The organism is Neisseria leonii (genome assembly GCF_028776105.2).
GTDB classification, from domain to species: Bacteria; Pseudomonadota; Gammaproteobacteria; order Burkholderiales; family Neisseriaceae; genus Neisseria; species Neisseria leonii.
In genome coordinates, this window is record NZ_CP145606.1 from 59,011 (window position 1) to 80,994 (window position 21,984).

Consider the following 21,984-nt stretch of genomic DNA (forward strand, 5'->3'; position numbering starts at 1 on the left):
ATGGAACGGTTGGCGGTTTAGCGGGCAATATCCTGCGCGGCGGCGGTGATGCCTTCGGAGAGCGATTGCAGCATGGCGGCGTAGCCGTCGCCCTGCTGGGCGGTTTGGCGGGCAAAATTGCGGCCGCTGCCGTCCGCCCAGCGGCTGTAACCCTGAACCAGCGTGTAGCCTTGGTAGCTGCCGTTGAAGGCTTCGATATAGATGTCCAGCGTTTGCGCGGCCGGTGCGTGGCGGGCGGGCAGGTAGCGGTAGCGCGTGCCGAGGCGGTTCAATTCGTTGGCAAAACGGGCGGACAGGGCGGTGTCCAGCGGTTCGGCCCATAAGTGGCGGCGGGCGAAATTCAGACGGCCTTCATCGATTTGATAGACCAAACCGGGCTGTTTGAGCGTTTCGGCCAAATGCACCCGCACCGCCACTTCGCTTTTGCCCGCACCGGCTGGCAGGCGGAAACGGCTGTCGGGCAGTTGGAAGTATTGGGTTTCGGGCGCGGCGGCGCAGGCGGCCAGCAGGCAGGCTGCGGCGGCGGTCAGTATCGGTTTCATCGGCTGCCTTTCGGAACGGGATCTTGCGCATTTTGATTGAAAATCAGCGCATTGGGTTTTTCTTTCAGCGTATTGAGCAGCGGTTGTGCATCACGCAGGGTTTTATCCAGATTGTCCAAGGTTTGACGGACATCTTGATAAACCGGCGACTGCGGCGAGATGCCCGCCAGTGCGGCACGCAGTTCGGCCAGCGTACGGTTCAGTTCGCCCGGTACGGCTTGGGTGCTGTCGCGGCCGAGCAGCTTGTCGGCCGATTGCAGGGTGCGGCGCAGTTGCGACAGGCTGCTGTTGAGTTCGCCGACGGTTTGCTCCAAGGGCAGTTTGTTGAGTTTGTCGAGCAGCGTGCCGATTTGGTTTTGGATTTGGTCCAAACCGCCGCTGCTGCTGGCAATGACCGTGTTGCCGCCGTATTCGGCAAACGGTTTGAGCTTGGCGGCGGCGGGGGCATCGGTCAGCTCGATCATTTTGCTGCCCAGCAGCAGGTTGTTGGCGGTCAGCGAAGCGTGCAGGCCGCGGTTTAAGGCCGTCTGAAAAGCGTTTTGCCAATCGGTTTTGCTCTGTCTGTCGCCGTTTTGCTCAATCCGGTCCGGCTCGATGCGGATACGCACCGGAATCCAGCCGTTTTGGAACAGTTTCAGGCTGTCGCCCGTACCGAAATACGGCACATCGGCCACGCTGCCCACCGGAACGCCTTTGTATTCGACGGGGGAACCGGCCGCGAGGCCGCGTACCGATTGTTTGAAAAACGCCACATAGTACAGTGCGCGTTCGCCGGGCAGATTGTCTATGCTCTGGCGGTCGTTATACAGCTCGAATCGGGTGTTGTTGGCAGCCGGCGTCATCGGCCGGTCTTTGGGCGTGCTGAATGCAATCGCGCCGGAGAGCAGGGCCGGTAGCGGCGGGCCGTCGATTTTGACCCCCGTACCGGTGGTGTTCAGATGGATGCCGCTGTCGAGCCAGAACTGGCTGTACGGGGTAATCAGCGAATCGTTGGGCCGGTTGATGAAAATGGTGTAGTTCACGCGGCGGCTTTTCGGATCGAAGCGCGCGCTTTCGATATGGCCGACCGGAAAGTTTTCAAAAATCACCGGACTGCCCGCTTCCAGCAGGCGGGTGTTGCTGCCGGAGAGGCGCAGGCGGATGCCGCTTTGGCCGATGGCGGTAATCGGCGGCAGGTCGGATACGGTAAAAACGGTTTGCATTTCGTCGGATGTGCCGGGGGTAAACGCGATATAGGCACCCGATACCAGCGTGTTCAGGCCGGAAATGCCGCTTTGGTCGATGCGCGGCTTGACGACCCAGAACTGGGTGTCGCTGCGCATCATATCGGCGGCATCGGCCGTCAGCTTGGCCGTCAGTGCCACGCCGGGTTTGTCTTCGCGCAGGCGGATTTGGGTAATGCGGCCGACATTGACGCTCAATACGCGGATAACGGTGTTATTGACCTCAATCCCTTCGGCACTGTCCATATACAGTGTGATTTCGGGGCCGCTGCTGCGGATATGTTGTACCAGCAGCCATGCGCCGATCAGCAGGGCAGTCAGCGGCACCAGCCAGACGGTGGAAATCAGGGTACGGGTTTGCCGAATTCGGGCAGATACCGGTTCGGAGGGCGGATTAGGGTTGCTCATGAGATGTAACCGTTTCGGATGATTTGTTCCACAACAGGCGCGGGTCGAAAAAATGGGCGGAAAGCATGGTCAGCAGGACGACGGCGCAGAAATACAGCGCGGCCGGCCCGGCCGTTACGCGCACCACCGGTGTGGCGAACGCACTCATCAAAATAATGATGACAAAAATATCGATCATCGACCAGCGGCCGACCGATTCGGTAAAACGGTACAGCCGCGACATCACATGAGCCTGTGCGGGCAGGCCGGCACGGGCGGAAAAAATCAATACCGTCATCATCAGGATTTTCAGCGTAGGTACGACAATGCTGGCACTGAAAATAACCGCCGCCACGAAAGGGTCGCTCTGCCACATCAGAATGATGCCGCTGATGATGGTGCTGGCATCATAGGCCAGCGGCGTGGAAGTAATCATAATCGGCAGCAGGTTGGCCGGAATATACAGTATCGCGGCGGCCAGCAGGAAGGCGGCCGACAGGTGCAGGCTGCCGGGGCGGCGGGCAAACAGGCGCGAACCGCATACCCGGCACAGGGTTTCCTGTCGCGGGCGGAAATACAGGCAGCGGCTGCAACAGACTGCGTCCTGCCCGTCGGCGGGCGGCGTGCTGCGGCGGTTCAGACGGCCAATCTGTTCGTAAACCCAATGTTCCGGTACGGCCAGTACGGTGCGGGCCAGCAGCAGCGCCATCAGCGGCATCAGCCAGAATGCGGGGCCGAAAGCGATATCGGCCAGTGCGCTCAGCTTGATGTAGGCCACCAGTGTGGAGACAAAAAACACGTCTACCATCATCCATTCGCGCATCCGCAGCATCGTGCGCGCGGCAGTCCGCAGGCCGGGCAGCGGGCGGCGGCGTATCAGGGCGCAGAAAACGTACAGGCACAGCAGCAGGAAAACCAGCGGTGCGCCGAATGTGAAGAGGAACATTACATCGGCCAGCAGGCCGAATTCCTGCGCCACCAAAGCTTTGATCATGCTGGGCAGAGAGAGGTCGGCGTACACGCCCGGCATGGACACGCTGATAAAGCGTGTGCTGTACAGATAAACCAACAGCAGCAGCGCGGCAGCGGCCAGGGCGGCGGGCAGGGTAAACGGATTGTGTTCGATGCGCAGCAACCCGTGGCCGCAGCGCGGGCAGTCGCAAGCCTGCCCCTGACCGAGTGCGGGAATACCGCACAACAGCCCGCACTCGGGGCAGTTCAGCCGGTGTGCGGGCAGGGCGGCACGTCCGTCGGTTGGACGGCCGGGCAGACGCATGTGGAACAGGGAGAAGGGAATCGGCCGCATCACTCGGTTTTTTCGGCGGGAAATCGGCAGATTATAAAGCAGCATGCCGTCTCAGGCCGTCTGAAAGCGGTATTTTTTCGGTTTTTAACCTGCATGGCGCGGGGCGGTCAGACACCGGTCAAAACGGCAGGGGCAAAACGGGCAACGGTATCGCGCAGGGCAATCAGTTTGCCGTGGAAAAAATGTGAGGCCTGCGGCAGAACCAACACCGGAATACCCTGCGGTTCGGCCCAGTCCAGAATGCTTTTGAGCGTAACCACCTCGTCGCATTCGCCGTGAATCACCAGCGTTTTGGCCGCTTCGGGCAGGGCGGGGGTGCGCCGTTCGCGGTAGTGGTTGGCCGCCGCGCCGATTAAGAGCAGCAAATCGGGCTGATGCTGTTCGGCTGCCAGCAGCGAGACATAACCGCCGAAAGAAAAACCGGCGATGACGGTTTTGGCCGCTTCGGGGTGGCGGCTGCGGGCATGGTTTAAGACGGCCAGACAGTCTTCGGCTTCGCCCTCGCCGTAGTCGTGCGTGCCATCACTGCCGCCGACACCGCGCAGATTGGGCAGGTAGCAGTGAAAACCCATTTGGGCCAGCACTTTGGCGGCCGTCTGAATGACTTTGTTGGTGTTCGTGCCGCCTTGCAGCGGGTTGGGGTGGTTGATGACCGCCACGCCCTGTACACGGCCTTGGGCGGGCAGGCAGAGCGTTTCCAGACGGCCTGAGGGGCCGTCGATATAGATGGGTTCGGGGGTATTCAGCATGGTTCAATCCAACAGCAGGCGTTCGACTGCCTGACGGTTTTGCAGCTCGTGCAGCAGAATATCGTTTAAATCGTTTTCATTTTGATAGCGGTACCAGCGCGCTTCGGGATAAATGACCATCAGCGGCCCGCTTTTACAGCGGCCGAGGCAGCCGGCTTTGCTGATGCGCAGTTTGCCGGGGCCGGCGAGACCGAGTTGGTTGCAGCGGCTTTTCAAAAAAGCCAGCGCGGCATCGGCTTCGCCGTTGTCGTTGCAGCTTTGGGCGCAGGCATCGTGGCGGGCGTTGGTGCAGATAAAGAGGTGTCGCTCGAAAAAACTCATGGTTGGTTTCCTCAAAGATTTTTTCCGTCGGGCGGGACGGCAAAGTGCAGGCTGCGGCCGTTGTGCGGGTTGGCCGATTTGAGCGCGCCAAGCAGGGTGTGGAAGTCGAGACCGTACTGTCCGCCCAGTTTGTCCGCGCGTTTTTTCAGATGGGCGAAACGGCATTCGGCCGGCGGGCGGCAGAATGCCATGACGGCGCTGTTGCCGTGGGTTTCGGCGGGCACTTCCCATACCCGCCCGTCGAAGACGGTGCGCAGGGCGGAGACAAAGTGCGGATAGCGCTTGTCGCCGGTCCACCAGTTGGTGACGAACATGCCGTCTTCCGACAATGCGCGGCGGCAGTCGGCAAAAAACTCGGGGCTGACCAAGTCGTCGATAATCTGTTCGCCGTCAAAACCGTCCACCAGCAGAATGTCCGTGCCGCCCAGCAGGGTTTTGACGTATTGCGCGCCGTCGGCGGCCACGATTTCGAAACGGCCGTCGTCTTCGGGCGGCAGCTCGAACAGGCTGCGCGCCACGGCAATCACCTGAGGGTTGATTTCGACGGCGGTTTGGCGGGTGTCGGGCAGGCGGGCATCGATCCAGCGGGCGAACGAGCCGCCGCCCAAACCGATTTGGGTGATGTGGCGGGGCGGCTCGGGAACGAACAGCAGCCAGGCCATCATGGCGCGGCTGTAAGAAAGTACCAGCTCTTCCGGATTGTCGAGGTTCATCGAGCTCTGAATGGTGCTGCTGCCCAAATGCAGCGAACGGATGCCGTTTTCTTCCGAAATGCCGACTTCGGGCATGGCACTGTGCCGGACACGGTTGCGGCGGTAGGGGTGGGTCATGGGACGGTCAGGGAAAAAAGGGCGGATATTGTAGCCGAAAAAAGCCCTGTGGGGACGGTGCAAAACGGAAAAAGCGTGCAAAAGCGGTAGGCGGTTCGGAAAAATGGCAGGCCGTCTGAAAGCGGGTGCAGCGGGTTTCTTTTTGGCTTCGCAGGAATCCGCTGCGCTCCCATGTAGGTCGGATACTGGTATCCGACAAAAGCAGTTTCATGCGTTTTAGCTTCGCAGAAACGGTGCGGTGCACCGTTTTCAGACGGCCGAAGAAAATGGCAGGCTGGAAACCTGCCATTGTCAAACACTTGTTGCGCCGGAAAACCGGCGGGTACAGGGTTTACGCGGCCTGAATATTGGCGGCCTGTTTGCCTTTGGGGCCGGTGGTAACGTCGAAAGACACTTTCTGACCCTCTTTCAGGGTTTTGAAGCCTTCCATATTGATGGCAGAGAAGTGTGCGAACAGATCTTCGCCGCCCTCGTCGGGTGTGATGAAACCAAAGCCTTTGGCGTCGTTAAACCATTTGACAGTACCGGTTGCCATGTGATGCTACTTCCTATAAAAAATTAATCAATCAAGCAAAACGGGCAGCACGATAACACGGAAATTCAGACGAATAATGTTAGAGTAGTTGCCAAACTCTGCTTAAGGCTGCTTTTTACCTTTGTTAAGTATTGTCGTCAAGCTTGCGGCGGAAAAAAACCTGTTTTTACCGTAAAACAGCTAAAATACAACAAAAATAAGATGGATTTGCACTAAAAGAGATTTGCGGGCATGCGGAAGGCAGGCCGTCTGAAACCGTATCCGTTCGGGTGCTGCGGAAAAAACTGCCTGCCCGTTTTAGCTCTGCAGAAACCCGCTTCGCCCGTTTCAGACGGCCTACTTGAAAAGCGGCGGTGGCGGCCCGAATTGTGTGGCCGCCCGATGGGGACGGTTTTAAAATTTTTGGTGTTTGATGATGGCGATACAGCAGCAGACCGGCGGTTCGGCAGTGGCCGACCGTCTCGCGCCGCCGAAACGGTACGGCGTTTTTTTGTTGAACGACGATTACACGACGATGGATTTTGTTGTGCAGATTCTGATGCAGGTGTTCGGCCTGCCGAGCGGGCGGGCGGCGGCGGTAATGCTGCTGGTGCACCACGAGGGGCGCGGCCTGTGCGGGGTGTACAGCCGCGATGTGGCTCTGACGAAAAAGCATCAGGTGGCTTCGCGGGCGGCCGATGCCGGGTTCCCGTTGAAATGTGCGGTGGAGGAAATGTCGTGATTTCGGCCGAGTTGGAAAAAATATTGCAGCGTGCCTATGTGGACGCGCGCCGCCGTGCGTTCGAGCTGATTACGCTCGAACATCTTCTGCTGACGCTGATGACGGAGTCGGCGGAGGTGGCCGAGGTGCTGGCCGCGTTGTCGGTGGATACCGGTGTGCTGCAAAAGCAGTTGGAAGACAGTATGCGCCAGAATACGCCTGTGCTGCCCGAAGACGTGCTGGCGCAGACGGAAACCCAGCCGACTTTGGGTTTCCAGCGGGTTTTGCAGCGGGCGATGGTGCATGTGCAGTCGGCCGGTCAGGGACAAGTGAAGCCGCTGGACGTGCTGGTGGCACTGATGAGCGAAAAAGACAGTCCGGCCGTGTATTTTCTCCAATTGCAGTCGGTGGGGCGTAGCGATGTGCTGCGTTATCTGGCGCACGGCGACAGCGCAGAACCTGCCGAAGGGGAAGCGGGCGGCAGAGGCCGTCTGAAAACGGCGGCCGATGTTTTGGCGAAATATACGCTGAATCTGAACGAAGAAGTCAAAGCAGGGCGCATCGACCCCTTAATCGGCCGTGCGCCCGAGATGGCGCGGCTGATGCAGGTGCTGTGCCGACGGCGCAAAAACAATCCGATTCTGGTGGGCGAGGCGGGTGTCGGCAAAACCGCGCTGGCCGAAGGTCTGGCGTATCAGATTGTGCAGGGCAAAGTGCCGGCGGTGCTGGCCGGGCAGACGGTTTACGCGCTGGATATGGGCGCGCTGGTGGCCGGTACGAAATACCGGGGCGATTTTGAAGAACGCATGAAGGCGGTGGTGCAGGCGCTGGAAAAGCAGGGTGATGCGGTGTTGTTTGTCGATGAAATCCATACGCTTATCGGGGCGGGCAGCACATCGTCGGGCAATATGGACGCGGCCAATTTGCTCAAACCCGCTTTGGCCAAAGGTACGCTGCGCTGCATCGGTGCAACGACTTACGATGAGTTCCGTACCATTTTTGCCAAAGATGCCGCACTCAGCCGCCGTTTCCAGAAAATCGACATCCATGAGCCGAGCGTGGAGGAGACAACGGCGATTCTGCGCGGGCTGAAAGCATCTTTTGAACATTTTCACGAAGTGCGCTACACCGACGAAGCCTTGCGTGCGGCGGCCGAGCTGTCGGCACGCCACATCAGCGACCGTTTCCTGCCCGATAAGGCGGTAGACGTGGTGGACGAAGCGGGTGCGGCGCAGCGGATGCTGCCCAAATCGCGCCGCAGCAAAACCATCGGCAAGGCGCAGATTGAAGCGGTGGTGGCGAAAATGGCGCGCATTCCCGAAAAAAGCGTGTCGCACGACGACAAGCAGCTGCTGCAATATCTGGCGCGCGATGTGAAAAATATGGTATTCGGACAGGACGCGGCGGTGGAGGCACTGGTGTCGGCAGTGAAAATGGCGCGGGCGGGGCTGGCTGCGGCAGATAAACCGGTGGGCAGTTTTCTGTTTTCCGGCCCCACGGGCGTGGGCAAAACCGAAGTGGCGCGCCAGCTGGCCTTTTCGCTCGGTATTCCGCTGCAACGCTTCGATATGTCGGAATATATGGATCGTCATGCCGTAGCGCGTTTAATCGGTGCGCCGCCGGGCTATGTCGGCTTCGAGCAGGGCGGGCTGCTGACCGAGGCAGTGAACAAACAGCCGCATTGTGTGCTGCTGCTGGACGAAATCGAAAAAGCGCATCCCGATATTTTCAATATCCTGCTGCAAGTGATGGACGCGGGGCGGCTGACCGACAACAACGGCAAAAGTGCCGATTTCCGCCATGTCATTCTGATTATGACCACCAACGCGGGCGCCGAAAGCCTGAGCCGGCCGAATGTGGGCTTTACCGGCAGCCGCGCGCGCGGCGACGAAACGGAAGCCATCCGCAAAACCTTTACCCCCGAGTTCCGCAACCGTTTGGATGCGGTGATTCCGTTTGCGCCGCTGGATGCGGCGGTAGTGGCCAAAGTGGTGGATAAGTTCCTGCTCCAATTGGAACAGCAATTGGCGCAAAAACAGGTGGAAGCCGAATTCGGTACGGCGCTGCGCGCCTATCTGGCCGAAAAAGGGTTTGATCCGCAAATGGGTGCGCGCCCGCTGCACCGCCTGATTCAGGACAAATTGCGCCGTGCGCTGGCCGACGAATTGCTGTTCGGCCGTTTGAGCGGCGGCGGTTATGTTTTTTTGGATTGGGATACGCAGGCGGAAGAAGTCGTGTTGCAGTTCGATAAAGCCGCGGAGGCCGTCTGAAAAACGGAAAACCGCAGATTCAGACGGCCTTGCAGCCGTTCGCGCTTGAAAGGAAAATCTCATGACGCACACCGCAATGAACTGGACGAAATTATTGTCCACCCGCCGTTTCCGCCCCAAAGACGGGCAGATTCAGCCCACCAGCACGCCGTCCAGCCAAGAGGGCATCGATGCGCTGCGCACCGATTTCCACATCGATTACGACCGTGTGGTTTTCTCAGGCGCGTTCCGCCGCTTGGGGCGCAAAACGCAGGTACACCCGTTTGCCGAGCACGACCACACCCACAACCGGCTGACCCACAGCGTCGAAGTGGCGAGTGTGGGGCGCAGCTTAGGCAACCGCGTGGGCGTGATGCTGCACAAAGGCGGCTTCCTGCCGCCGGGCAATACGGCGGGCGACATCGGCGCAGTGGTGCAGGTGGCCTGTCTGGCGCACGATTTGGGTAACCCGCCGTTCGGCCACACCGGCGAAGACGCGTTGCGCGACTGGTTTCGCAATCCCGCCCACGCCGTTTATCTCGAAAAACTGAGCGAGGCCGAGCGCAACGATGTGCAGACTTATGAAGGCAACGCCCACAGTCTGCGCATTTTGGCCGGATTGGAAATGTACCGCGGCAAAGGCGGTATGCGCCTGACGGCCGCCACCATCGGCACGCTGCTCAAATATCCGTGGACTACGCTCGACCCGCGCGGGCGCAAAAAATTCAATATCTATCAAACCGAATTACCGTTTATCCGCCGTGTGGCCGAAGAACTGGGGCTGCCCGAATATGCGCCCGATGCGTGGGCGCGCCACCCGCTGTCGTACCTGATGGAAGCGGCCGACGATATTTGTTATGCCCTGTTAGACTTGGAAGACGGCGTGGAATTGGGGCTGTTGGGCGATACCGAAGTGGAAAGCATACTCTCGCCGCTGACGTTCCGCGAAACGGCGGGTGCGTGGCAGCAGGCGCAAAGCAGCCTGCAACACTGCGCCATGCTGCGCGGTATGGCCATCGGCCGCGCCATCGACGATGTGGCGCAAACCTTTATGCTGCACCAGGCCGATTTGCTCGACGGTTCGTTCAAGGGCAAAGACCTGCTGGCATTGAGCAGCGCCGAAGTACAGGATACTTTGGAAAAAGCGAAAGATTTGGCGCGCACGCGCATCTTCCGCCATCAAAGCAAACTGATGACCGAAATTGCCGCCTTCCCGTGTCTGGCTTCGGTGCTGGATTTGCTGGTACCGGCAGCCTATGCCCTGATAACGGCAGGTCAGGTCAGCGCACGTCAGTCGCTGGCCTTGGACCTGCTGAAAAACGGCGACCCGATCCGTGGGGAGGACAGTCTGTATGAGGCGTATATGAAAATCCTCGATTTTGTCGGCGGCATGACCGACAATGCGGCGGCCAGAATGGCCAGAGAGTTGTCCGGTGTGGGCATGATTTAGTGCGGGAAAATTTGTTGTCTGAAATTTCAAAACCTTAAATTTCCAGACGGCCTGAAATGCGTCCGACGGCTGGACAGGAGGGAGAGTTTTCTGTATAGTCCGGTTTTCTTGATTCACGGCACTAACGAAGCGCAGTGACACACGCACCCGTAGCTCAGTTGGATAGAGTATCTGGCTACGAACCAGAGGGTCGGGCGTTCGAATCGCTCCGGGTGCGCCATCAAGACACCGCGCCCATCGTCTAGCGGTTAGGACATCGCCCTTTCACGGCGGTAACCGGGGTTCGATTCCCCGTGGGCGTGCCAGATTATGCAAACCCCTTAAACTAGAGTTTAAGGGGTTTGTTGCATTTGTATTTTGCTTTATGATGGGCTGCAACGTTTTGATTGTGCGCAAGCGGCGACGGTGCGTTGGTGGCTTGTGTGCCTGTTTGTGTTGCGGATTGTTCCGATACGGGTCTGTCCGATTCCGGTCTGTTCAGGTTTTGCAGGGCAAAGGCCGTCTGAACGGATGATTCTGCGGAGGCAAACCCGGTTCTGTACCGTTTTCAGACGGCCTTATGCCGATTTGTCCGCTTCGCCGTTAAACGGTTTGTTATCGATTGCTTTATCTGGGAGAAACATTATGCCTAAACCGTTTGCCCCGCCCAAGCTGCGTTCCGGCGGCCATATCCGCATACTCAGCCCGTCATCGTCTGTGGTGCATATCGGCGGTTTCGAGGCCAATCTGGCGGCCAAGCGGCGGCTGGAGAGTTTGGGTTTTCAGGTGTCGTTTTCTGAACACTATCTGGAAAACGATTTATTCGGCTCGGCCGGTATTGCATCGCGGGTGGCCGATATTCATCAGGCATTTGCCGATGCCTCTGTGGATGCGGTACTGGCGACCATCGGCGGTTTTAACAGCAACGAGTTGCTGCCGCATCTGGATTTTGATCTGATTCGGCGCAATCCGAAAATTTTTTGCGGTTACTCGGATACCACGGCGGTATTGAGCGCGATATTCGCCAAAACGGGGCTGATGACGTATTACGGTGCGAGTTATTCTGCTTTTAAGATGGAAGAGTTGCAGGCGTATCAAACGCAAAGCTGGCTGTCGGCCGTTACCCGCAGCCGTTATGTGCTGGAGCCCGGTGCGCAATGGTCGTCCGACAAATGGTTTCTGCCCGATGTCCGCCGCTGCCTGTTTGATACCGAATGGAAAGTGTACCGGCCCCAAGCGGGCAATAGTGCAGAGGGGCGAGCCATCGGCGGCAATCTGGCCACTTTCGCGTTATTGAACGGCACGCCTTATGCGGTGGATACGGCGGATTTGGGCGATTATGTGCTGTTTTTGGAAAGTTCGGAAAGTCATGATTATTTGGCGGTTTCCCGCCAGCTGGCTGCTGTTTTGCAGGTTTATCCGGAGCCGCAGGCTGTGGTGTTCGGCCGTTTTCCGACGGAATGCGGTATGACGGCCGAACGGTGGCGGTATATTTTGGCCAAACACGAAGTGTTGCAGCGCGTGCCTGTACTGTACGATTTGGATTTCGGCCACACCCAGCCGCTGTTTACTTTTGCTTTGGGCGCGCGGGTGCGGGTGGACGCGGAGCATCTGCGGATTGAGGTGGACGAAGTGGCGGATTGATTGCCGCCCGCAGGGAAAGCCGCATGCTGTCAGGCCGTCTGAAAACGCTGTTTGCTGTTTTCAGACGGCCTTGGTATTGGGGTGGAGTGGCGGTGGTATGCCAACCATGGAAAAACATTGAAAGCACTTGGTGCAGGTCGGATTCTCGAATCCGACACCGCTTGATGTAACGGAAGCGGCGGGACAGATAATCGTGTCCGCGATTTTTGGCAGACAAAATAAATTCAGACGGCCTGGGGCGGTTTGGGCGGTGGGGATAAAATCGGGTGAATAATCGGGACGGCATCGCCGATTTTTTCCGGCCGCATCGGGAGCGTATCCGCTGTGTGCCGATTGCAGTACAATTGCGTTTTGTGCAAATAAAAAAGGAAGCACCGTGTTTTTTGTCGACCGTTGTGCCGTAGTGCTCAAACCCACGCAGAAATTTCTCGACTGGCTCAAAGCGGATAATGATGATCTGCCCGAACTGGGCTTGGAGCAGTTGCGCAGCAACTGTACGGTTTATCTGGTACCCGAGGCGGAAACGCCCGAAGCGGTGGTGGCGTATTTCGACGAGCATTATCCGCGCGTTTTCGCGGCCGAGCTCTCGGCATGGGAGGAAGATGAAAGCCGCTGGCCGCAAGACAGGGGACTGGCCGCGTTTTGGCAGTTTTTCGATGTGGAAATCCACGATATGGTGCTGGATATGGAAGCGGGCGACATGCAGGTCAGCCCGGTTCTGGACAATATGATGTAAGGTTATGCAGCCGTTTCGCACCGAATTTCGTCCGAGCCGCCGCGCGGCGTGGCTGGTGGTATTTCTGCACACGCTGGCGGCGGGTATGTTGCCGTTTCTGCACGGTTATCAGCTGGGGACGGCGGCGGTACTGCTGCCGCTTTCGGCCGCGTATGCCTGGCGCGTGCGGTGTCTGCGGCACCGAAACGCCGTGGCGGCCTTGGTGGTGGATACGGCGGGGCGGGCGCAGCTGTATGGGCGCGACGGCCGCAAAACGGCGGCATGGCTGCGGCCGGGCAGTTTGGTGCACCGCCAATGTTGCCTGCTGCATTGGCAAACGGAAAACGGCCGTATCCGCCAGCAGGTTTGGCCGGATATGACCGATGCGGACAGCTACCGCCGTCTTTTGGTGTGGGCGCGTTTCGTACCGCCCGATCCGTCATCGGTGCGGCAGAAGCCATCTTTCATAACGGGCGTTTTCAGACGGCCTCGGGAATAGCATAACGATGAAACATTTAAACGACTGGCTGGCGCATTTGGAAACCGCGCACAGCAACGGCCTGATTGATATGGGTTTGGGGCGCGTCGGCGAAGTGAAAGCGCGCATGGGGCTGGAACCTGCCTGCCCCGTGATTGTGGTGGCGGGTACCAACGGCAAAGGTTCGGTCTGCGCGTTTCTGACACATATCTACCGGCAGGCAGGGTTTAAAGTCGGCACGCTGACCAGTCCGCATTTATTGAAATTCAACGAGCGGATTGTCGTGAACGGCGAAGCGGCAGACGATGAAACCATCGTCGCCGCTTTCGAGCGCATCGAAGCGGCGCGCGGTGAGATTTCGCTGACATATTTTGAATTTAATACTTTGGCGGCGGTGGATATCTTTATCCGCGAACATGTCGATGTGATGGTGTTGGAAGTGGGTTTGGGCGGCCGTTTGGATGCGGTCAATGTTTTCGATGCCGATGTGGCGGTGGTAACCGGTGTGGATTTGGACCATCAGGCGTTTCTCGGCGATACGGTCGAGGCGGCGGCACGGGAAAAAGCAGGTATATTCCGCAGCGGCAAGCCGGCCGTGTGCGGGCAGAATCCGCCGCCCGAATCGCTGCGCGGCCATGCGCAAACCATCGGTGCGCCGCTGCTGCTGGCCGGTGCCGACTTTTCTTTCGACAAATTGGACAACCAGCAATGGTCGTTCCATTTTATGCCGCGTCATACAGCAGGCGGCCTGTTTTCAGACGGCCTCATCCGCCGCCGTCACGCGCTGCCGATACCTGCGCTGCGCGGGGCGTACCAGCTGGGCAATGCGGCCTGCGCACTGGCGGCGGTCGAATGTTTGAATGCACGGCTGCCGGTGGACATCGGCGCGATTAAGCGCGGCCTGCTGCTGGCGGAAAACCCCGGCCGCTTCCAAGTGCTGCCCGGCCGCCCGCTGACGGTGCTCGATGTCGGCCACAATCCCCATGCCGCCCGCGCTTTGCGTCAGGGCTTGATGGCGCTGCCGTTTGCCGCCAAACGCACGGCGGTGTTCAGTATGTTGGCGGACAAAGATATGGCGGCGGTGTTGGAGGTTGTGAAAGACCAGTTCGACGAATGGTTTGTCGCTCCGCTGCATCTGCCGCGCGGCCGCGATGCCGCCGATTTGCAGGCGGGGTTGAATGCGGCCGGTATTGAAGCGGTACGCTGTTTCGGCAGCGTGGCCGATGCCTACCGCGCGGCTTTGGCGCAGGCGGCGGAAAATGATAGAATCGTCGTTTTCGGATCTTTCCACACGGTGGCTGAAGTGGCGGCCGGAGCGAACGGATAACAGATGGCAAACAAACGATTCTCCCACCCTGCTGAAACCATAGAGCAGCTGAAAAAGAAAAACCGGCGCAGGCTGGTTGCCGTATCGGTTTTGGTGGTGCTTGCGGGCATATTGTTGATTTACAACCTCAACAATCGTTCTGATGACGGCAGCGAGGCCGGGCGCATCAGTATTCAGACGGCCTCGGGCATGGAAGAAGGCGGCGAAGTTGCTGCGGCTTCGGAAAACGCCGATTCGGATACGGTTTCCGGCGTGGTTTTGGAGCCGGAGCCGGGGCGGATCAGCCAAACCGATCTGGCCAATCCGTTTGACCAAACGGCGAGTACGGCTGATGAAAGCGGACAGGCCGCTCCTGCTGAGGATCGTGTGGCTGATGGTGCAGAGGCAGGCAGTACGGCCGCCTCTGCCGCCGTTTCGGCACCGGCCGCACGGCAAACGGTGGATACGCCCGAACCGGTAGTAACCATCAGCGGGGCGGGGCGGTCTGCCGAGCAGGCCGCACAGGAGGCGCGCGAAAAAGCCGCTGCCGCCACCCGGAAACTGGCCGAAGAAAAACGCCGTGCCGCAGCCGAAGCAGCGGCGGCGCAGGCCGAAAAAGATAAAGCGGCCGCACAGGCACAGCGTGCCGCCGATGCCGAGAAAGCACGTCTGCGCCAAGCAGCGCAGGCCAAGCGCGAAGCGGAGGAACAGCGCAGCCGGCAGGAGGCCGAAGCGAAAAAAGCGGCAGAAGCCGAAAAACGGGCGCAGGAGAAGCGGGCGGCCGAGTTGAAGAAGCAGCAGGAAGCGGCACGCGCGGCGGAAGCGAAAAAGCGCGAGCAGGCTGCCAAAGCCGGTGCCGACAGACGCACCGAAGAAAAACGGGCGGCCGACAGAGCGCGCGCGGCACTGAACAATCAGGCGGCCAAAACCGCCAAAGCCGATCCGCAGGCTATTTTGAACGGTAAAGCAGGCGGCGGGGCAGTGATTCAGGCGGGTGCATTTACCGCCTTGGCACAGGCGGAACAGGTGCAGCAGAAACTGGCCGGGGCCGGTATCAGTGCCTATATCCGCGAAGCAGATACCAGCAAGGGCAAGGTTTACCGTGTGCGGACGGGGGCTTATCCCAGCCGTGCGGCAGCCGAAGCGGCCTTGGCCAAGGTGCGTGCGCAGGGTCTGGACGGTATGGTTATCGGGCGGTAGTGATGACGCTGTTCGATCTGCTGGCTTTGGGCGTGATTGTGTTGTCGGCTTGTGTTTCGGCCATACGCGGCGCGGTTTCCGAAGTCATCGCGCTTTCGGCTTGGCTGGCGGCGTTCTGGGTGGCCAAGATGGGGGCACAGCCGTTTGCCCAGATGGCTTTGACCTCGGTAGAGCCGCCGGCACTGGCTTGGTTGGCCGGATTTGTGCTGGTGTTTGTCGCCGTCCGTCTGGCATTGGGTATGCTGCGGCCGCTGCTGACGGCGGGATTGTCAGCGGTCGGCATGGGAGCGGTAAACCGTTTGTTCGGGTTGTTGATCGGCGCGGGCAAGGGGATTTTGCTGGTTACGCTGGCAGTGCTGGTATGTGCGTTTACCGATCTGCCGCGTACGCAGGATTGGCAAAATGCCGTCAGTGCGCCGTATTTTCAAAGCCTGGCCGGCTTGGCCGCGCCGTATTTGCCGGATTATCTGGCGGAGCAGATCCGCTATCCGGCGTTTTGATTTTTTGGAGAATGTAGCGATGTGTGGTGTGTTTGGCTTGGTGGCGCACGAACCGGTAAACCAGATGCTGTATGACGGCCTGCAAATGTTGCAGCACCGCGGGCAGGACGCGGCAGGGATTGCCACGCTGGAAGGTTCGACTTTCCATATGCACAAAGGCAAAGGCATGGTGCGCGAAGTATTCCGCACCCGCAATATGCGCGATTTGTCGGGACAGGCCGGTATCGGCCATGTGCGCTATCCGACGGCGGGCAATGCCGGCAGCAGCGCGGAAGCACAGCCGTTTTATGTCAGCTCGCCGTTCGGCATCGTGCTGGCGCACAACGGCAACCTGACCAACACCGACGAGCTGTATCAGAGTGTGTGCGACAAACACTTGCGCCATGTGAATACCGGATCCGATTCGGAAGTGCTGCTCAATGTGTTCGCCCACGAACTGCGCCGCGAAGTGGCTGCGGCGGGCAACCAGCTGGGCATCGACCATGTTTTCAACGCCGTAGCCAAGCTGCACAAGCAGGTGCGCGGGGCATACGGTGTCGTCGCACTGATTGCGGGCTACGGCCTGCTGGCATTCCGCGACCCGTTCGGTATCCGTCCGCTGGTGCTGGGCAAATACGGACATTCAGACGGCCGCACCGATTGGGGGGTGGCTTCCGAGTCGGTGGTATTCAACAGTTTGGCGTATGAAACGGTGCGCGATATTGCGCCGGGCGAGGCGGTATTTATTACGCTGGACGGCAAACTGTACAGCCGCCAATGCGCCGACAGTCCCAAACTGTCCCCCTGCCTGTTCGAGTATGTCTATTTTGCCCGCCCCGATTCGGTGATGGACGGCGTGTCGATTTACGAAGCGCGGGTGAAAATGGGTGTGACGCTGGCAGAGAAAGTGAAACAGGAATTGGACATTGATGAAATCGATGTTGTGATGCCGATTCCCGATACCAGCCGTCCCAGTGCCATGGAGCTGGCACACCATCTGGGCAAGCCCTACCGCGAAGGCTTTATCAAAAACCGCTATATCGGCCGCACGTTTATTATGCCCGGCCAGGCTACGCGCAAAAAATCGGTCCGCCAAAAGCTCAATCCGATGGATTCGGAATTTAAGGGTAAAAACATTCTGCTGGTGGATGACTCCATCGTACGCGGCACGACCAGCCGCGAAATTGTCGAAATGGCCAAAGCGGCCGGTGCGGCAAAAGTCTTCTTTGCCTCGGCCGCGCCCGAAGTGCGTTATCCGAACGTGTACGGCATCGATATGCCCACGCGCGAAGAGCTGATTGCCAACGGCCGCACGGCTGCCGAAGTGGCGGCGGAAATCAGTGCCGACGGCTGCGTGTTTCAGGATTTGGCCGCGCTGGAAAACGTGGTGCGCCAAATGAATCCCGCCATCGAGTCGTTCGACAGTTCCTGTTTCAACGGCTGCTACCAAACCGGCGGTATCGATGAAGCCTATTTGCAGCGGCTCTCGCAAAGCAAATCTTCCGGTGCGGCGGCATTTGTGCGTCCGAGCTTGATTGATCACAGCATACGGGTGGACGACGGCGCGGAAGACTGAGCGGCCAAGGCCGTCTGAAAAACGGTATGGCGCGGTTTCGGCTTGGTAAAACATGGTTTCGCGGAAACAATTTTTAGCTCTGCAAATCCCGACTTTGGCTGTTTTTGTTCCGCAAACCCAGCCTTTGGCGGTTTTTGCTTCTCAAACCCTGCTTTTGGCAGTTTTTGCTCCGCAGAAACGGTGCGGCGCACCGTTTTCAGACGGCCTGATATTTTGGTAGGTAACTGAATCATGAAAACAACGATAAACGACACACTCCACCCCGAAACCCTCGCCATACGCGGCGCACAGGAGCGCACCGGCTACAACGAACACAATCAGGCACTGTTTATCACCAGCAGCTTTATGTTCGACAGTGCCGAAGAGGGCGCGGCACTGTTTGCCGGGCAAAAGCAGGGCTACACGTACAGCCGCACCGCCAATCCCACCGTTACCGCTTTTGCCAAACGAGCCGCGCTGCTGGAAGGTGCCGAACAGGCCGTTGCAACGGCTACCGGCATGGCGGCGGTTCAGGCGGCCTTGCTGACTTTTTTAAGCGCGGGCGACCATTTGGTTTGCAGCCGCAGCCTGTTCGGCACAACCATGGGTTTTCTGACGAATCATGTGCAGCGTTTCGGTATCGACATCAGCTTTGTCTCGCAAACCGATGTGGCCGAATGGCGCGCGGCGGTGCGGCCGGACACCAAAATGTTTTTTCTGGAAACGCCGTCCAATCCGCTCAACGAAGTGGCCGATTTGCAGGCCTTGGCCGATTTGGCGCACGAATCCGGCGCGCTGCTGGCGGTGGACAACAGTTTTCTGACCCCCGCCTTGCAGCAGCCTTTGCGCTGGGGTGCGGATTTGTCGATACAGTCGGCCACCAAGGCGGTTGACGGGCAGGGGCGCGTACACGGCGGCGTGGTGGCGGGCAGTGCCGAATTGATGAAGCAGGTGCAGATGTATATGAACGCGGCGGGCATTCCGCTGTCGCCGTTTCATGCCTGGGTGCTGCTCAGCGGCATTGAAACCTTGGCCTTGCGTATGGAAAAACAATGTGCATCGGCCGATAAACTGGCCGACTGGCTGCGCCGCCGGCCGCAGGTCAAACAAGTGTTCCATGCCGGTTTTGCCGACCACCCGCAGGCGGATTTGGTGGAAAAACAGCAAAAAAGCGGCGGCATCGTGGTGGCGTTTGAAGTGGACGGCGGGCAGGAAGCGGCATGGCGGTTGATTGACCGCGTGCGCCTGTTTTCCAGAACCGCCAACCTGGGCGATGTGCGCTCCACCATCACCCACCCGTGGACCACCACCCACGGCCGCATGAGTGCGCAGGCCAAACAGGAGGCGGGTATACCCGAAGGCTTGGTGCGCATTTCGGTCGGCATGGAGCATACCGATGATCTGATTGCCGATTTGCAGCAGGCACTGGCACAGTAAAGGACAGGTATGACGGAAGCGGAATTTGCCTCATGGTCGCTCAAAGGCGGTCTGACGGTTTTGATTGTGTTTTTGGGTTTTATCGTTTACGACTTGGGCAAAAAGTCCGAAGCGGGAAAATTCGGTATGTTTATCCTGTTTCTGGTTTTGGGTTTGGGCGTATTCGGATTTATCTTCAAAGAAATCCTGATCGGGTTTCTGATCAGTAAATAGCCAGAAACGGTATAGTTCAAGGCCGTCTGAAAACGGGCTGCGGTGCAAACCATTTTGCGCCAAACCGCAGCAGAAGGCACCGAAAATCCCGCCCGAATGCTTTTCAGACGGCCTTTCCCATCGGAAAACATCATGCTGCGCTATATATTCCGACGCTTATTGCTGCTGGTGCCCACGCTGTTGGGGATTTTGGCACTGACGTTTGCCGTCATTCAATTTGTCCCCGGCGGGCCGGTCGAACAGCTGGCCGCCCAATTGTCGGGCGGCACGGTCGGCATGGAAGCGGCGGGTCCTTCGGGCAGCGGTTTGGCGCGGGGCGGGCAGCGGCTGAGCGCCGAAGATATGGCCGCGCTCAATGCGCTTTACGGTTTCGACAAACCGCCGCTGACCCGCTTTATCGAGATGGTCGGCCGTTTTTTGCGCTTCGATTTGGGTGAGAGCTTTTTTTATCATGAAACCGTATGGAATCTGGTCAAACAGAAACTGCCGGTTTCCATGAGCTTGGGTTTGTGGACGTTTTTCCTCACTTATCTGATCTGTATCCCGCTGGGCATCGCCAAGGCGGTGCGCGACGGCAGCCGTTTCGATACCGTCAGCGGTATGCTGATTGTTACGGCTTATACGGTTCCGCCGTTTGTGCTGGGTCTGGTGCTGCTGGTGCTGTTCGGCGGCGGCAGTTTTTGGGCTTGGTTTCCGCAGGGCGGTTTGGTGGGCGATAATTGGGACACATTGGACACGGGGGCAAAAATCCGGGATTACCTCTGGCATATGGCACTGCCGGTTACGGCCTCGGTGGCGGGCAATCTGGCCGTGATGACGGTGCTGACCAAAAACGTGTTTCTTGAAGAAATCCGCCGCCAGTATGTCTATACCGCCCGCGCCAAAGGCCTGCCGGAGCGGCGGATTTTGTGGCAGCACGTTTTCCGTAACGCTATGATTCCATTGATTACCGGTTTTCCGGCGGCGTTTATCGGCGCGTTTTTTACCGGCAGTCTGCTGATTGAAACCCTGTTCTCGCTCGACGGTTTGGGGTTGCTGTCTTATGAATCCGTGATGAAACGGGATTATCCGGTGGTAATGGGTACGCTGTATGTTTTTACCCTGATGGGTTTGGCGGCCAGACTGCTGTCGGATTTGTCTTATGCCTGGGTGGATCCGCGCATTCATTTCGACAAACCGCTTTGAAAGCAGGTTTGGCGGGAAAGGTCGTTAAAAAGCCCGAACTGTTGCGAAACGGTTCGGGCTGCGTCATTTCGGCCGGCTGCCGGTATGACCGGAAAACTGGCACGCCGTATTATCGATACTACGAACCAAATCTCTTGAGATTTCTCTGCCGCCTGCGTTCTGTAAGGCGGCATAGTTTTATTAAAAATCGCACTGTTTTGTTTTTGTTTTTGGCCGTTTAATCAGGCCATGTCTCGTAAATCCCGTAATTACGCTCAAGCCTTGGATGCTGTGGTGTTCCGCTGTCATGATTGTCGGCGGAACTTTGAGCGCGTGCCTGATCGGGTGGTGGACGAGCCAGAGCGGCCGCACCATCCGTATCGTTATTTCGCAGCCTGTCCGGACTGCGGGGAAGAGGTGGAGCAGGCGCAGTATCAGGTGAATCTGATTAAGGCTTGGTGCAATGCCAGCGGGCCGAAGACGGCCGAGGGGAAGGCGGCGGCGGCGAAGAATCTGGACGGACATCCGACGGCGGAAGAGGCGCGGCGGACGCGGTTTAATGCCATGAAGCATGGGCTGAATGCGCGGGTGGCGACTTATTTTCCGGCGAAGCCGGACGGTTATGCGGCTTGCCAGACCTGTGATATTGACCGCTTTTTCTGCGCATCCCAGCCCGCCTGCCAAAAGCAGACGCAGCTGTTTATGCAGCACCATGCGGCATTTGAGCAGCGTGATCCGAAGCATTTGATCCCGATTTATGCGGATATGCAGGCGGCGATCACGGCCATTATGCAGCAGATTTTGCAGACGATTTTGCGCGACGGGGTCAGCCTGCGCACGCCGGCGTGGGCGGTGGATAAAGATGGCGGGGTGGTGATCGCCGAATATGACGATTTGGCGACGGGGCAGCGGCGGACGATTTACGAAGTCAAGGCGCACCCGCTGTTGCGCTCTTTGCAGGACTTTTTATCGAAAAACGGGATGTCTTTGGCCGATATGGGCATGACGCCGCGCGTGATCGAGCAGGAAGAGGCGGCCTTGGGCAAATTGGCGCAGGACGGCGAAGCGCAGCAGTCGCTGATGGAATATTCGCAGCGGCAGGCGGCGGCTTTGGAGAATTTGGCGGATTTGGCCAGACGGGCGAATGCGAAAAAGCAGCAGGATCCGGTTTTACTGGAATACAAGCGACAGAATGGAGACGGTGATGAGCACGAATAATGTGGAGCATATACGGCGTTGGTTGGCGGAGGCGGGCGAACGCAAAGAGCGGGCGCGGCAAGACGGCGATTATGCCGCGTTTCAAACGGCGGAAACGGACGAGAAAAATTATCGTGAGATGTTGGAAAAGTGGGAGGAACAATCATGAAAGAATGTTTACTGCCCATGCTGTTTCTCAGCTCAAAGATTGCGTTTGCCATATTGGCCTATTTCGCCGTGGCAAACAATATACGCTATCAAGGCTGGTTTGTGTTTTTGGCCGTGTTCTACGCTTTGTTTGCTACTTTAAAGATTCGGGGTTAAA

Annotated in this window: 24 protein-coding genes and 2 tRNA genes; 18 read left to right on the plus strand and 8 right to left on the minus strand. The window is 58.5% G+C overall.

The window, feature by feature from the left end; genetic code table 11:
- Positions 1 to 17: 17 nt before the first annotated feature.
- The 7 genes from ORY85_RS00285 to ORY85_RS00315 all read right to left on the minus strand — a co-directional run bounded on the left by ORY85_RS00285 (position 18) and on the right by ORY85_RS00315 (position 5,893).
- A complete protein-coding gene (locus tag ORY85_RS00285) occupies positions 18 to 542 on the minus strand; it encodes a membrane integrity-associated transporter subunit PqiC (RefSeq protein WP_274570709.1) in 525 nt (174 codons plus the stop codon).
- The gene (gene pqiB, locus ORY85_RS00290; protein ID WP_274570708.1) at positions 539 to 2,173 is read right to left on the minus strand and encodes an intermembrane transport protein PqiB; all 1,635 of its coding nucleotides are present in this window, start codon (positions 2,171 to 2,173) and stop codon (positions 539 to 541) included. The genes ORY85_RS00285 and pqiB overlap by 4 nt, the downstream gene beginning before the upstream one ends.
- Positions 2,160 to 3,458 (minus strand): paraquat-inducible protein A, encoded by a 1,299-nt coding sequence (locus ORY85_RS00295; protein WP_274570707.1) that lies wholly within the window; start codon positions 3,456 to 3,458, stop codon positions 2,160 to 2,162. Before ORY85_RS00295 ends, pqiB begins: the two co-directional genes overlap by 14 nt.
- 107 nt (positions 3,459 to 3,565) lie before the next feature.
- Entirely contained in the window at positions 3,566 to 4,204 is a 639-nt protein-coding gene (locus ORY85_RS00300; RefSeq protein ID WP_274570990.1) for an alpha/beta hydrolase, read from the minus strand.
- Between the two features lie 6 nt (positions 4,205 to 4,210).
- Positions 4,211 to 4,528 carry a ferredoxin gene (locus ORY85_RS00305; RefSeq protein ID WP_274570706.1) on the minus strand — a complete coding sequence of 106 codons (318 nt, stop codon included), beginning with the start codon at positions 4,526 to 4,528 and terminating at the stop codon, positions 4,211 to 4,213.
- Between the two features lie 11 nt (positions 4,529 to 4,539).
- Complete coding sequence (locus tag ORY85_RS00310; RefSeq protein WP_274570705.1) at positions 4,540 to 5,358, minus strand: polyamine aminopropyltransferase; 819 nt, start codon at positions 5,356 to 5,358, stop codon at positions 4,540 to 4,542.
- Positions 5,359 to 5,689: 331 nt separating this feature from the next.
- Positions 5,690 to 5,893, minus strand: a complete 204-nt coding sequence (locus ORY85_RS00315) for a cold-shock protein (RefSeq protein ID WP_032137258.1) — start codon at positions 5,891 to 5,893, stop codon at positions 5,690 to 5,692.
- A gap of 415 nt (positions 5,894 to 6,308) precedes the next feature.
- Here ORY85_RS00315 and ORY85_RS00320 point away from each other — a divergent pair, with 415 nt between their 5' ends.
- From ORY85_RS00320 to purF, 12 genes are all read left to right on the plus strand, one after another.
- The gene (locus ORY85_RS00320) at positions 6,309 to 6,614 is read left to right on the plus strand and encodes an ATP-dependent Clp protease adaptor ClpS (RefSeq protein ID WP_274570989.1); all 306 of its coding nucleotides are present in this window, start codon (positions 6,309 to 6,311) and stop codon (positions 6,612 to 6,614) included.
- Positions 6,611 to 8,863, plus strand: coding sequence for an ATP-dependent Clp protease ATP-binding subunit ClpA (gene clpA, locus ORY85_RS00325; RefSeq protein ID WP_274570704.1), 2,253 nt, complete (start codon positions 6,611 to 6,613; stop codon positions 8,861 to 8,863). Before ORY85_RS00320 ends, clpA begins: the two co-directional genes overlap by 4 nt.
- 76 nt (positions 8,864 to 8,939) lie before the next feature.
- Positions 8,940 to 10,292 carry a deoxyguanosinetriphosphate triphosphohydrolase gene (locus tag ORY85_RS00330; protein ID WP_274570988.1) on the plus strand — a complete coding sequence of 451 codons (1,353 nt, stop codon included), beginning with the start codon at positions 8,940 to 8,942 and terminating at the stop codon, positions 10,290 to 10,292.
- Between the two features lie 143 nt (positions 10,293 to 10,435).
- Positions 10,436 to 10,512: transfer RNA gene (locus ORY85_RS00335), tRNA-Arg, on the plus strand.
- Between the two features lie 10 nt (positions 10,513 to 10,522).
- A tRNA-Glu gene (locus ORY85_RS00340) sits at positions 10,523 to 10,597 on the plus strand.
- Positions 10,598 to 10,916: 319 nt separating this feature from the next.
- The gene (locus tag ORY85_RS00345) at positions 10,917 to 11,915 is read left to right on the plus strand and encodes a S66 peptidase family protein (RefSeq protein WP_274570703.1); all 999 of its coding nucleotides are present in this window, start codon (positions 10,917 to 10,919) and stop codon (positions 11,913 to 11,915) included.
- Positions 11,916 to 12,291: 376 nt separating this feature from the next.
- Positions 12,292 to 12,651 carry a hypothetical protein gene (locus ORY85_RS00350; protein ID WP_274570702.1) on the plus strand — a complete coding sequence of 120 codons (360 nt, stop codon included), beginning with the start codon at positions 12,292 to 12,294 and terminating at the stop codon, positions 12,649 to 12,651.
- A 4-nt stretch (positions 12,652 to 12,655) separates the two neighbouring features.
- The gene (locus ORY85_RS00355) at positions 12,656 to 13,129 is read left to right on the plus strand and encodes a protein YgfX (RefSeq protein ID WP_274570701.1); all 474 of its coding nucleotides are present in this window, start codon (positions 12,656 to 12,658) and stop codon (positions 13,127 to 13,129) included.
- 7 nt (positions 13,130 to 13,136) lie between these two features.
- Positions 13,137 to 14,435, plus strand: a complete 1,299-nt coding sequence (gene folC, locus ORY85_RS00360; RefSeq protein WP_274570700.1) for a bifunctional tetrahydrofolate synthase/dihydrofolate synthase — start codon at positions 13,137 to 13,139, stop codon at positions 14,433 to 14,435.
- Between the two features lie 3 nt (positions 14,436 to 14,438).
- Positions 14,439 to 15,614 carry an SPOR domain-containing protein gene (locus tag ORY85_RS00365; protein ID WP_274570699.1) on the plus strand — a complete coding sequence of 392 codons (1,176 nt, stop codon included), beginning with the start codon at positions 14,439 to 14,441 and terminating at the stop codon, positions 15,612 to 15,614.
- A gap of 2 nt (positions 15,615 to 15,616) precedes the next feature.
- Positions 15,617 to 16,114 carry a CvpA family protein gene (locus tag ORY85_RS00370; protein ID WP_274570698.1) on the plus strand — a complete coding sequence of 166 codons (498 nt, stop codon included), beginning with the start codon at positions 15,617 to 15,619 and terminating at the stop codon, positions 16,112 to 16,114.
- A gap of 19 nt (positions 16,115 to 16,133) precedes the next feature.
- Positions 16,134 to 17,669, plus strand: a complete 1,536-nt coding sequence (purF, locus tag ORY85_RS00375; protein ID WP_274570697.1) for an amidophosphoribosyltransferase — start codon at positions 16,134 to 16,136, stop codon at positions 17,667 to 17,669.
- Here purF and ORY85_RS00380 read toward each other — a convergent pair.
- On the minus strand, positions 17,633 to 17,923 hold the full coding sequence (locus ORY85_RS00380) for a hypothetical protein (protein WP_274570696.1): 291 nt from the start codon (positions 17,921 to 17,923) through the stop codon (positions 17,633 to 17,635). The genes purF and ORY85_RS00380 overlap by 37 nt on opposite strands.
- Here ORY85_RS00380 and metZ point away from each other — a divergent pair.
- From metZ to ORY85_RS00410, 6 genes are all read left to right on the plus strand, one after another.
- A complete protein-coding gene (metZ, locus tag ORY85_RS00385; RefSeq protein WP_274570695.1) occupies positions 17,901 to 19,085 on the plus strand; it encodes an O-succinylhomoserine sulfhydrylase in 1,185 nt (394 codons plus the stop codon). The genes ORY85_RS00380 and metZ overlap by 23 nt on opposite strands.
- A 9-nt stretch (positions 19,086 to 19,094) precedes the next feature.
- Positions 19,095 to 19,298, plus strand: coding sequence for a DUF2788 domain-containing protein (locus ORY85_RS00390; RefSeq protein WP_274570694.1), 204 nt, complete (start codon positions 19,095 to 19,097; stop codon positions 19,296 to 19,298).
- A 132-nt stretch (positions 19,299 to 19,430) separates the two neighbouring features.
- Positions 19,431 to 20,483 (plus strand): ABC transporter permease subunit, encoded by a 1,053-nt coding sequence (locus ORY85_RS00395; protein ID WP_274570693.1) that lies wholly within the window; start codon positions 19,431 to 19,433, stop codon positions 20,481 to 20,483.
- Between the two features lie 228 nt (positions 20,484 to 20,711).
- On the plus strand, positions 20,712 to 21,680 hold the full coding sequence (locus tag ORY85_RS00400) for a hypothetical protein (protein WP_274570692.1): 969 nt from the start codon (positions 20,712 to 20,714) through the stop codon (positions 21,678 to 21,680).
- Entirely contained in the window at positions 21,667 to 21,828 is a 162-nt protein-coding gene (locus ORY85_RS00405; protein ID WP_274570691.1) for a hypothetical protein, read from the plus strand. The genes ORY85_RS00400 and ORY85_RS00405 overlap by 14 nt, the downstream gene beginning before the upstream one ends.
- On the plus strand, positions 21,825 to 21,983 hold the full coding sequence (locus ORY85_RS00410; RefSeq protein ID WP_274570690.1) for a hypothetical protein: 159 nt from the start codon (positions 21,825 to 21,827) through the stop codon (positions 21,981 to 21,983). Before ORY85_RS00405 ends, ORY85_RS00410 begins: the two co-directional genes overlap by 4 nt.
- The last annotated feature ends 1 nt before the right edge of the window (position 21,984 follow it).